The organism is Bartonella sp. MR100HLJHH (genome assembly GCF_042194215.1).
Lineage (GTDB): Bacteria > Pseudomonadota > Alphaproteobacteria > Rhizobiales > Rhizobiaceae > Bartonella > Bartonella grahamii.
The window spans coordinates 25,076-37,568 of sequence record NZ_JBHIMR010000004.1 but is presented as its reverse complement, the minus strand read 5'-3'; the positions used below and the strand labels follow the sequence as shown (position 1 = coordinate 37,568).

Sequence of the window (12,493 nt, the reverse complement as noted above, 5' to 3'; positions counted from 1 at the left end):
ACAGGGGGGGAACTATTTGTTTAAAGGGTGTTGTGATTGTGCACGGTGAGAATGAAGAGGACTGTTTGGAAAGGATATGAGCAGGAAGATTTCAGTGAAAGAATAATACTGTATAATAGCAATCAGTCATTACAAAATTCATGGGTTTAGATGAATATAACCTAGAGATTTGGGGTTATTTTGTTATGCCGTAAATATCGTCATTTTAAGTGTGATTATATAAGGCATGTAAAACGCCTTGATAAGTGTTTTTAGAGTACGTGGTGGGATCAGTGAAGGACTTGATCTATAGAACCTTTGGTTAAATGAATTACATGAAAGGAAAGCTAAATGAAATCCACTCGACAAAAATCTGGACTATTTGCAGACAGGATCTGATAGGACGCTTTGTCCAAATCGAAGAGAAAACCAAGTATTTGTTTTAATGTTAAACTTTTGATCTTAGAGTGTTTCAAAGAATAAAACACCATTGAGTTGCATACTTACGTGCGCTCGTTTTAAAGAAACATTTCTCAACGCTTCCAAGCCCATTTCGCGACGCCATTTATGAAGGGTATAATGGTAAACCCATTGAGTACCACCATCTTTATGCTTATGAAGGGGGCAAGTGTCGGCATTCATCACACACTTTGCTAGCTCTCAATGCTGTGACAGCCTCTGGTATGTGAGACGATTTATAAGAGGCGTTTTTAATCCTTTCTTATACAGTTCTTATCCACACGGCTCTTCCTGCTTGCAACATGCAATCGGTTTGGAATGAGAGAATCTTACGATATTCGGGTTTCTTATTCAATATGCGAAATGATGAATTATGTTTATAATCAATCTATTGTTCGACTACAGAATTTATAAAATATTTTTTATTTGTCTATGATGCAATATCAGATATTTTTTCTGCCAAATTGTTTGCTCAATTAATGATTTTCAAAGCAAAGTTTGGTGTGAACACTTTAAGAAAGATCTCTCATCTTTTTTGCTTTAGGGAGAGTTTTAATATAGATGTCAGCATTTATCATACCAGTTGCCTGTCTTGAGGCATTTTTTACAGTTTCGTTTATAAAAGAGTATGAAATAGATAGCCTACAAATAAGATGAAACTCTGAAAAAGACTTTCTATGAGGTTGAGATAAGCAAAAAATGGTAAATATTTAAAAACAATAAATGCCTAAAGTAAAAACAAAGAGCAGGCAAGTTGCATATGATCTTGTTTCAATCCGTGGATTATTGGAAGTCTTGTTTATGTGCGATACAAGTTTATTTGTAATATAAGCATTTTTTTTATGAAAAAAACAAATACATAGCCTTCACATTTTGTCATGCTAAGGATGAAGGTAAAACCGTTATTTGTATAAATTTAAATAGAACGATTGCATTTGACTGTTCTTGATATTGAAAACATTAATAAGTGACATTTTTAGTTTTTTAACGGTTTCACATACTTGCTCGTTTGTAATGTATAGAGGGATGATTTTTGTTGCTTGAATATACAATGGTTTAAGATGAGAGCATTTGAATTTAATATAAAAGGATAATTTTTCATTAGACAAGAGCACATGCTTTCCACGGTGAGAACGCAGATATTTTTGAAAAATTTATAAAGAAGAGCAAATGTGACAAGAGAAAATCATTTGTGCATTGGCATAGTTCAATTCTTATTTATTAAGAGATCAAGCAATTCAGGATGCTTTCATTGGCTTTTTGTTTTTTTTATGAGTGTATCATTTTTGCTACAGATATCTGAAGTTTGGGCTCTATATGAAATGATGTGTTCAAATAAATATTCAGCTATGGAGAGAAAATATGAATATGAAATGGTTAATAACAGCTTCTGCTTTCGCTTTTGTTTCAGTTTCAGCGGCGCAAGCAGCAGATGTTATTGTTCCCCCAAGTCCAACACCTGTTGCTCCCGTTATTGTTGCTCCAACTTTTTCTTGGACAGGTTTCTACCTTGGTGGGCAACTTGGTGGTTTTTCGGGTAAAACGAAAATGGATATTCTCAGTAACGGAAAAAAGATTCCAGCGCCTGATGACCTTTTGCCTAAACTATCTGGTTTCATGGGTGGTCTTTACGCAGGTTCCAACGTTGATCTCGGCAATGGCCTTATTCTAGGTGTTGATACAGATATCATGTGGTCTAATAAAGATGACACGAAGACAGGAAACACATATGTTATTCTTCCAAATCACATAAATTATATTAAGAAGATATTAACAGAATCTGGAATTAGTATTGGTAAAGATGCGCTTGAAGCTGGTGCTAAACGGACCCACAGTTTCACTTTTAAAGAAAAGTGGGCTGGTGCGACACGTGTACGTATTGGTTTTGCAGCTGAACGCATTATGCCTTATGTTGCTGGTGGTATCGCTTATACACAGCTTCAAGATAGTGCATCGATTTCAATAACAGGCAAAGATTCAGATAAAGTAATAGCTTCTGGCACCTTGTCTGATGAAACAAAGACCCTTGTTGGTTACACCCTTGGTGCTGGTGTTGATTTAGCAATGACCAATAACGTTATTGTTCGTGCGGAATATCGTTACTCTGATTTTGGTAAAAAGAAATTCTCAAATGATAAATATGAGACATCTTACAAAACCAATGATTTCCGTGTTGGTGTTGCTTACAAATTTTAACAGATGGTAAGTTAAATAACAGAGGCGCTGTCTTTGACAGCGCCTCTGTTATTCTCTGTTGCTATATTATCACACAATACATAATTTATTGTGGATGTGGAAAGATATTATTCAGATTTTCTTAAAAAAATCATAAGAAATAAACAATAATTACATTTAAAAATCAATAAGTTATTTATATATAATTTTTAGGTTTTTCGTGCAAAACGAAGCTATAAAGTGGTTTTGTCTTGGATGTGCCCTCCATTTTCTGTGACTGTATCATTTTTACTACAGCTTTTCTTTCTGTAATCTTGTAGCACTGTGCTCATAAATAAATTAGGAGCAAAGTTTATGAATATAAAATCTTTAGTAACAACTTCTGTTATCGCTATAGCAGCTGCTTCTGCAGCACAAGCTGCTGATGTTATCATCCCTCGTGAAACAGCCCCAGCAGTCATCGCAGCCCCTTCATTTTCTTGGACAGGCTTTTATATCGGTGGTCAAGTTGGTAACTTTTCAGGTAAAGTTGATGTAGTTGATTCAGAAACAAAAAAGAAAATTACAGATAAAGACTGGACACCTAAGCCTTCTGGTTTCATGGGTGGTATTTATGTAGGTTCCAACGTGGATCTTGGTAATGGCCTCATTTTAGGTGTTGAAACCGATGCAGTCTGGGCAGATCGCGAAGATTCAAAAGCGCATTCAGCAGTTATTGGAGAAACAGGCCTTAAAGCTTTCAAAGATAAGCTTACAGCTGCTGAAGCTACATTTGCTCCAGGAAAAAATATTGATAATGTCACGAAGGATGGCAAACGTATAGATAGCACCTCTATAAAAGAAAAATGGTCTGGTGCAACACGCGTTCGCATTGGTTTTGCAGCAGTTGATCGCATTTTGCCTTATTTCGCTGGTGGTATTGCTTATACGCAGCTGCAGGTAGTCGATTCTCTTAAGGCAGCGACAGCTGAAGGTGCCGAAATCGCTTCTGCTAAAATGTTTGATCAATCAAAAACAATGGTTGGTTTCACTGTAGGTGGTGGTATTGACTTTGCAATGACAGACAATGTTCTGTTGCGTGCAGAATACCGTTACTCAGACTTTGGTAAAAAAGCATTTGTAAAGGATGGGGATAAATTCGCTTATAAAACCAATGATTTCCGTGTTGGTGTTGCATACAAATTCTAATTTCGTAAAAAACGAAATAAACTTCCAAGAGGCTCTGTCAAAGACAGAGCCTCTATTATTTTCTGTTGTTATATTATTACTCACTCCATATTTATTGGGGATATAAAAAAATTTTTATAAACGACAGGCAATAATTACGCGATAAAATCAATGAATTATACGTACTCATAACTTACAATTTCTTGTGAAAAGTGAAGTTATGAAATGACTTTATCTTACGTCAGCTTTCGTTTCCTATGATTGTATCATTTTACTACAGCGTTTTTTATGTAGTCGTATAATACTTTGCTCCTAATTTATTTAGGAGCAAAGTTTACGAATACAAAATCTTTAATAACAACTTTTGTTATCGCTATGACTACAGCTTCTGCGGCACAAGCTGCTGATATTATCGTTCTTCGTGAAAAAGCTCCAGCAGTTATCATAGCCCCTTCATTTTCTTGGACAGATTTTTATCTCGGTGGTCAAGTTGGTAACTTTTCAAGTCAAAATTGATGTATTTGATTTAGAGACAAAAGAAAAAACTTCAGATAAAGATGGACTACCTAAGCCTTGAGGTTTCATAGGTGGTATTTATTTAGGTTCCAACGTAGATTTTGGAAATGTCCTCATTCTAGGTGTTGAAACCGATGCAGTCTGGATAGACCGAGGAGAAACGAAGACGGTCTCAAAGATTCTTGCGATTGATGAATTTAATGATTTTAATGATGAGTTTGAAGATGCTGGTGTTGCATTGGTGTTATTGTATTGGATGAAAATAAAAAGTTTCAAAAAGGTGACACAGCAGTGTATCGTATTGGTTTCAAAGAAAAATAGTCTGGTGCAACACGGGTTTGTGTTGGTTTTTCCGTCGCTGACCGCATTATGCCTTATGTTGCCAATGGTATTGCCTATGCGTAAATACAAGGTGTCGATAAAGTTTCAGAAACAAAAAAGTCGGCAAATGGTAAATCAAGTAAAGAAGTTTCTGTTATGGTATTTGATAAAACAAAAGCGATGGTGGGTTTCACCTTTGGTGGTGGTATAGATTTCACGATGACAAATCATATTCTGCTTCGTGCAGAATACTGTTACTCAGACTTTGGTAAGAAGGAATTTAAAAAGGGTTACCCTAAACTAGGCTACAAAACCAATGATTTTCATGTAGGTGTAGCTTACAAGGTTTAATTTAATCAAAAGTGCGATTATGAATAAAAAGTATTAATAAAAAATTAAATTTTCAAGAGATCTTGACTTGGACAAAACTGCTGATTTCTGGGCTTTTATTTGTATGACTGTGACATTTTTACTACAGCTTTTCTATCTATAATCTTGTAAGGTCATTTTATAGTTAATTTAGGAGCAAAATTATGAATACAAAATATTTAATAGCAACTTCTGTTGCCGCTTTAATTTCAGCTTCTGCAGCACAAGCTGCTGATGTGATGATCCCTCATGAAGTCGCACCAGCAGTTATCGCAGCAGCCCCTTCGTTTTCTTGGACGGGTTTTTATCTTGGTGGTCAAGTTGGCAACTTTTCGAGTAAAACCAAAGTAACTATTCCAGGAGCAGATAAAGAGCTTTTCAAAAAAGATAACACACCTAGTCCTTCTGGTTTCATGGGTGGTATTTATGCAGGGTCTAACGTAGACCTCGGAAATGGTCTCATTCTCGGTGTTGAAACCGATGCAGTTTGGGCAGACCGTGAAGAATCAAAAAAAGCCCGTGAATTGACTCTTACTGAAGAAGAGGCCACATATTTTAATGGTGTCCTTGAAAAAGCTAAAGTTGAACTAAAAGATCAGCAACAGTTTGAAGAAGGCGACAAGCTAACAGAAACGCACAGTTACAAAGAAAAATGGTCTGGTGCTACACGCGTCCGTATCGGTTTTACTGCTGTTGACCGTATTATGCCTTATGTTGCTGGGGGTATTGCCTATGCGCAGGTACAGGGCATTCAATCCGTTGCAGGAAAAGGAAAGAGAGCTAAAGTTGAGCAGAAAGCTGGCGGGGATGAAGTTGTGCCAGAAGCAGGAGCTAAGCAAAGCATAGATTTGACTGGTGGTACTTGGGCTGATGACACGAAGACAATGCTTGGTTTCACTATTGGTGGTGGAGTTGACTTTGCAATGACAGACAACGTTCTTTTACGTGCAGAATACCGTTACTCCGATTTTGGTAAAAAGAAGTTTGCAAATGATACACGTGAATTCAATTACAAAACCAATGACTTCCGTGTAGGTGTCGCTTACAAATTCTAATTTCGTAAAAATGAAATTAGAAGCATAAATAATATTAAGGCCTCGTTTAACGGGGCCTTTATTTTATTAGCTCTCTATTCTATATCTCTTAATCCCTTCTATTTTTATTTGTATCATTTTGTGCTATAAAACTTTAAAGAAAAAAGTTTTATATTATAGAGGGCGGATTGGTGGTATATATGGATTTTATAGCTACTGATTACATAAAATCTTATATTACGGCTATCATTTTACGCCTAAGAGAAAAGTATTCAATTAATCTCAGAAATAGGAAAAGATCATAACCAGTGACTAACTTTATTCTGCATATGCCAGATTAGAGCGAGCATATTGCGTATATCTGTTGGAGTAAGCTTTGGGAAATACAGTCTCATTGGGGAAGAATATGAAGATGTGAAGATAGAAACCAGTTTCCAACTTTACCATTTTCTTTTAATTTAGCTTTACGATTTTCAAAAGTATTTAGGGCAATGTCTTCTAAATAATGAAAATGAAGATGACGCATTGTCTTACGTTTTTGTTTATTACATTCTTTTTATGGGATCACACTCCTCATGCAAAATGGAACGCCCCAAACGGAATACACTTGTTGTTGTGTATTCACACATTTGTTTTAAAAAAATATTTTTCAAAGTACATCAAGCCCACTTCATGTCAGTATCCGTGAGTGATATAAGATGGTAAAACCTTCCAATGAAATAATATAAAATCTATAAAGCACCACTATCTTTACACGCTTAATAAAAAGAGTAAGCTAGCATCATCATACACTTTGCCAGCCACCAATGTTGTGGGGGTCAGACCTTGGCTGTTAAAATCGTTCATAAGAGGCATTTAAAATTCTTTTAATGTTTTTTATCCACAGACTGTTTCCGCTATCGAGAGACATGGTTTTGATTAATACAACATGGAACAGGTTTTAAATGATAGAATCCTAAAGTATTAGTTTTTTCATTCAATATGAAAACAATAAATTATCCTTATAAATCAAACCGATGTGTCAGGATGAAGATGTTTATGCAAAGAATCTAAAAGTTTTTTTGCGAGTGTTTGAATAAGTCCTTTGTTTTTCTTAATTTTAGATACAAAATATTATCGCTAAAGCACCAAAAGTAGATCATGCTGATAAATAGATGAAACTCTGATGGCGCTTGGTTTTAAAAAAGGCAATATTTGATTTCACTGTTTGCGCTGGCATTGATGTTGCAATGACAGATGATAGTTTATTGCATGCAGAATACTGTTATTCAAATTTCGGTAAAAAGAAATTTATAAAGAATATTGTCATTAACAGTTATGCGAAAATTTAATGAAAATGAATCCAACTTTAAGACACATAATTCTAGTGTGATTTAGTTTATAAATTCTCATTGAATGCAAAATTGAAAGTTAAAGAAGCCTTATTTTCAAAAAATCTTTATTTTTTTGTGAGTGTGTCATTTTTGCTACAGATCTTTCAAAAAAGATGCTCTATATACATCTCATTTTGGATATTTGGAGAGATTTTATGAATACAAAACGTTTAATAACAGCATCTATTTTTTCTTTAATTTCAGCGTCTACAGCGCTAGCTGCTGATGTTATGATTCCTCATCAACCAGCACCATCGACATCTTCTACCATTGTTGCGCCTACTTTTTCATGGACAGGTCTTTATTTAGGTGTCCAAGCTGGTGGTTTTTCGAGCAAAGCTGATATGGCTCTTGTTGATCAAGAAAAGAATTTGCCATTAGATAAAGAGTTCTCTCCTAAACTTTCAGGTTTTGTAGGTGGTTTTTATGCAGGTTCTAATATTGATCTCGGTGATAACTTTATTTTTGGTGTCGATACGGATTTAATGATATCTGGTAAAAAGCACACAAAGACAATTACCATAGGTGCAGCTGATAACACTACAGTAGAAAATGCAGTCGTAAGATCCCGCAGATCCGCAAATCCATCAGCGTCTCCAGTCCCACAAGCAGTAACATCAACAGGAACACAAACACAGAAAGCTGCCGCAGGTGCAGGAACTACAACAGGAGGGACTCCAACAGCAGTGTCCACTTTAGAAAAATCTGCTGGAACGCGATCTAGTCAAGCACCAGCTAAACCAGTAACTGCAGTTCAACCGTCACAAGTAGGAGCTGCACAATCAAATCAAGCAGCAACAACTAGAAGTTCTAGCAATGCTAATGCAACACAAACAGTGGTTGTGGAGGTAAAAAATCCAGGAGTTTCAACTTCACCATCACAAACGCCAGCTGCATCGCCAGTAGCACAATCAGTCTCTTCCAGACAGGAGGTGAGATCAGTGCAATCGCCATCGTCCTCATTGGGAAGATCAGATACAGGAGGGACATCGGTAAGCGGGGTAAATGGATTAAAATCACCTGCACCTAAATCAATATCCTCTACCACAAGAGCAAGCTCACCAGAGCGGTCAACGCTCTTATTGGCAAGATCATCTCAAGGAGATCAATCATCAACAGTATCAGGCGCAAGTCAGCCAGCAGCAAAAGCACCTATATCGGTACAACCATCATCGCAACCATCAGCAGTAGAAAGAACAGTACCGAGCGCACCACTTGTACTCGCGAGATCAGGATCATCCTCTGAACCAGCAAAAGCTTCCAATGGAACAAGCGGAGCCCAGCATGGAGGTCATCATAGTTCTTCCCATGGTAGTGGAAGTGCTAATTCACGTGGTGCATCTCATGCAGCTGGGTATGGCTCTGGCGCTCATGCGCATGGTGCTAATCCACATGCTTCTCGTTCTCATGGTGGACAGAATATGGCTGGACACGGTGCACAAACTACACAAGCGGTGGATAAGAACAATTCCAGTGTATATGGTATAGAACAAATGAAAAGGGTGGCTTCTGAACTTGGTCTTGATCAAGAGGATGAAGTTGAAACTTTAAATCATACTTTCAAACAAAATTGGGGTGGTGCTACACGGGTGCGTATTGGTTTTGCTGCTGATCGCTTTATGCCTTATCTTGCTGGGGGTATTGCTTATGGGCAGTTCCAAGACACTGTATCAATATCCGTTAAGGATGAGGATGGAAGAGTCGTTTCTTCTAAGAACTTAGCTGATGAAACAAAAACCATGATTGGTTACACACTTGGTGGTGGCGTTGATTTCTCGGTGCTGGATAATGTGATTGTACGTGCAGAATATCGTTACTCTGATTTTGGTAAAAAGAAATTTGCAAAGGAAAAACTTGAAGTTAACTACAAAACCAATGATTTCCGTGTTGGTGTAGCTTATAAATTCTAATTTTTAAAAGAGTAAATTTCTAAAAGGCTCCACTATTAGTGGAGCCTTTATTTTTTAAAAGATCAATTTTTGGTTTCTTTTCTTGTGAATTTCATGATAAAGCCCATAGAGTGTGATGATATATTTTCCTGATCGCTGCTTAATATGAATGATAAGCTCGGCTTTCCCTATAGATAAAAACCAGAGTTGCAGGGTTCAGGGAAGTTATGCAAAAATGAAATCGTAAAAGTGGACAGGAATATTTCACAATGACTGTGAAAAATGAAACAATAGATTATTCAAAAACTCTTTATCTCCCACAGACAAATTTTCCTATGCGTGCAGGGCTTCCGCAAAAAGAGCTTGAATTGATGGCGCGTTGGGAAAATATGGGGCTTTATGCGCAATTGCGCCAACAAGCAAAAGATCGTCCATTTTATATTCTTCATGATGGTCCACCTTATGCAAATGGTCATATTCATATCGGGCATGCTTTAAACAAAGTTCTAAAGGATGTGGTTGTCCGTTCATTCCAAATGCGCGGTTTTAATGCAAATTATGTACCTGGTTGGGATTGCCATGGGCTTCCAATTGAATGGAAAATTGAAGAAAAATATCGAGCACAAGGAAAAAATAAGGATGAGGTACCTCTTCACGAGTTTCGTCAAGAATGCCGTGAATTTGCACAGCATTGGGTAACCGTTCAAAGTGAAGAATTTAAACGCCTTGGTGTCGTGGGAGATTTTAACACGCCTTATACTACAATGGCTTTTCATGCAGAAGCACGCATTGCCAGTGAATTGATAAAATTTGCTATGTCAGATCAGATTTATCGTGGTTCCAAGCCGGTGATGTGGTCTGTTGTGGAGCGTACGGCTTTGGCAGAGGCTGAGATTGAATATCATGATCATGAATCAGAGGTGCTTTGGGTTAAGTTTCCTGTTTTTAAAGCAAATTCTGATGATTTATATGGTGCTTATGTCGTCATTTGGACAACAACACCGTGGACAATTCCTGCTAACCGTGCAGTGAGTTATTCTTCGCAGATTTCTTATGGTATTTACGAAGTTGAAAGTACTGAAAATGATTTTGGTCCTCAAGCTGGGGAAAAACTTCTCTTTGCTGATGCGTTAGCTATGAGTTGTGCAGAAAAAGCCAAACTTGTTTTGAAGCGTTTGCGTGTTATTTCTGCTGAAGAATTGAAAGCTCTTGTTCTTTCTCATCCACTCAAAGGTTTGGCTGGGGGGTATAACTTTAAAATTCCATTGTTTGATGGTTCGCACGTAACAGAGAGTGCTGGTACAGGTTTTGTTCATACAGCGCCAAGCCATGGGCGTGAGGACTTTGAAATTTGGAATGATTATAAGTCCTTACTGGAGCAAACGGGGATTGATTCATCTATACCGTTTCCTGTTGATGATGCAGGGTTCTATACGAAAGATGTTCCAGGTTTGGGACCAGATCGTGAAGGAGGACCTGCACGTATTATAGATGATAATGGAAAAATGGGTGATGCTAATAAAGAGGTCATTAACGCTTTAATTAAAGCAGATCGATTGTTTGCACGGGGGCGTTTAAAGCATTCCTATCCCCATAGTTGGCGTTCAAAAAAACCCGTTATTTTTCGCAATACACCGCAATGGTTTATTTCAATGGATAAAGATTTTGGGGATGGTTCAACTTTACGTAGTCGGGCTTTGGAAGCTGTTTCAAAAACGCGTTTTGTGCCGTCTTCTGGGCAAAACCGCCTAGCTTCTATGATAGAAGATCGTCCTGATTGGGTTCTTTCTCGTCAGCGTTCTTGGGGTGTTCCTATTTGTATTTTTGCGAATGAGGATGGTGTTATTCTAAAAGATGAAGGTGTGAACGAGCGTATTTTACGGGCTTTTGAAGCAGAAGGGGCAGATGCATGGTTTGCTGAAGGAGCACGTGAACGTTTTTTAGGTGAGCGTGCACATGAGCCTTGGGTACAGGTTTATGATATTTTGGATGTTTGGTTTGATTCTGGAGCAAGCCATAGCTTTGTGTTAGAAGATCGGGCTGATTTGAAATGGCCTGCTGATGTTTATTTTGAAGGTTCAGATCAACATCGCGGATGGTTCCAATCTTCTCTTTTGGAAAGCTGTGGTACGCGTGCTTGCTCTCCCTATAAGGCAGTGATCACACATGGTTTTACTTTGGATGAGAATGGTAAGAAAATGTCTAAATCTTTAGGCAATACGGTTGTTCCACAAGAGATCATTAAAACATCTGGAGCTGATATTTTTCGTCTCTGGGTTATGACAACTGATTATTGGGAAGATCAGCGTTTAGGCAAAAAAATCCTTCAAACAAATGTGGATTCATATCGTAAACTACGCAATGCAATTCGTTGGATGCTTGGAACTTTAGCGTATGATGATGGAGAAGAAATATCTTATGGCGCACTGCCGGATCTTGAAAAATTTATATTGCATAGGCTTTTTGAACTTGATCAGTTGATTAATCGCGCTTACGATGAATTTGATTTTAAAAAGATTATGCGTGCATTATTGGATTTTTCAATCATTGAGTTATCGGCATTTTATTTTGATATCCGCAAGGATTCTCTTTATTGTGATGCGCCTTCATCAAAAAAACGCAAGTCTTCCTTGCAGGTTGTCCGTGAGATTTTTGAGCGTATGGTAACATGGCTTGCTCCAATGTTGCCTTTTACTATGGAGGAAGCTTGGTTAGAGCGTTACCCAGAAAGCCAATCGGTGCATTTAGAACAATTTCGCTCTGTACCAGAAGAATGGCAAAATCAATCTTTGTCTGAGCGTTGGAAAAAAATTCGGCAGGTCCGTAAAGTTGTTACAGGTGCTTTAGAGCTTGAACGCGTTGATAAGCGTATTGGATCCTCGTTAGAAGCCGCTCCTGTTGTTTTTATTTCCAATCCGGCTTTACGAGAAGCATTAGAAAATGTGGATATGGCGGAGATCTGTATTACCAGTGAACTCACAATTACGCAGGATACAATACCTTCCGATGCTTTTACTTTGAATGATGTTGAAGGTGTTGGTGTATATCCAGAGAAGGCATTAGGAAAAAAATGTGCTCGATCATGGCGTTATACACAAGATGTTGGGAGTGATCCTGCTTATCCGGATGTATCTGCTCGTGATGCAGCTGCTTTGCGGGAATTGCAGATTCTTGGCAAGATTTAAAATTTTAGATCAAAGGAAAGAAATGC

6 protein-coding genes and 1 pseudogene are annotated in these 12,493 nt (G+C 37.6%); 6 read left to right on the top strand and 1 reads right to left on the bottom strand.

Annotated features, from left to right (window positions below; translation table 11 throughout):
- Positions 1-441: 441 nt before the first annotated feature.
- Positions 442-621, bottom strand: coding sequence for a hypothetical protein (locus ACFIJ7_RS03430; protein WP_375644662.1), 180 nt, complete (start codon positions 619-621; stop codon positions 442-444).
- A gap of 1,179 nt (positions 622-1,800) precedes the next feature.
- Between ACFIJ7_RS03430 and ACFIJ7_RS03425 the strand changes: the two genes are divergently transcribed.
- The 6 genes and pseudogenes from ACFIJ7_RS03425 (at position 1,801) to ileS (ending at position 12,467) form a co-directional block, all read left to right on the top strand.
- Positions 1,801-2,634: an outer membrane protein gene (locus ACFIJ7_RS03425; protein WP_375644621.1), complete on the top strand. Its 834-nt coding sequence runs from the start codon at positions 1,801-1,803 to the stop codon at positions 2,632-2,634.
- A 333-nt stretch (positions 2,635-2,967) separates the two neighbouring features.
- On the top strand, positions 2,968-3,801 hold the full coding sequence (locus tag ACFIJ7_RS03420) for a porin (protein WP_375644620.1): 834 nt from the start codon (positions 2,968-2,970) through the stop codon (positions 3,799-3,801).
- Between the two features lie 354 nt (positions 3,802-4,155).
- Positions 4,156-4,968 (top strand): annotated as a pseudogene (locus ACFIJ7_RS03415) (porin).
- A 182-nt stretch (positions 4,969-5,150) separates the two neighbouring features.
- On the top strand, positions 5,151-6,041 hold the full coding sequence (locus ACFIJ7_RS03410) for an outer membrane protein (protein WP_375644619.1): 891 nt from the start codon (positions 5,151-5,153) through the stop codon (positions 6,039-6,041).
- Between the two features lie 1,507 nt (positions 6,042-7,548).
- Positions 7,549-9,303 (top strand): porin, encoded by a 1,755-nt coding sequence (locus ACFIJ7_RS03405; RefSeq protein ID WP_375644618.1) that lies wholly within the window; start codon positions 7,549-7,551, stop codon positions 9,301-9,303.
- A 248-nt stretch (positions 9,304-9,551) separates the two neighbouring features.
- Positions 9,552-12,467, top strand: coding sequence for an isoleucine--tRNA ligase (ileS, locus tag ACFIJ7_RS03400; protein ID WP_375635954.1), 2,916 nt, complete (start codon positions 9,552-9,554; stop codon positions 12,465-12,467).
- The last annotated feature ends 26 nt before the right edge of the window (positions 12,468-12,493 follow it).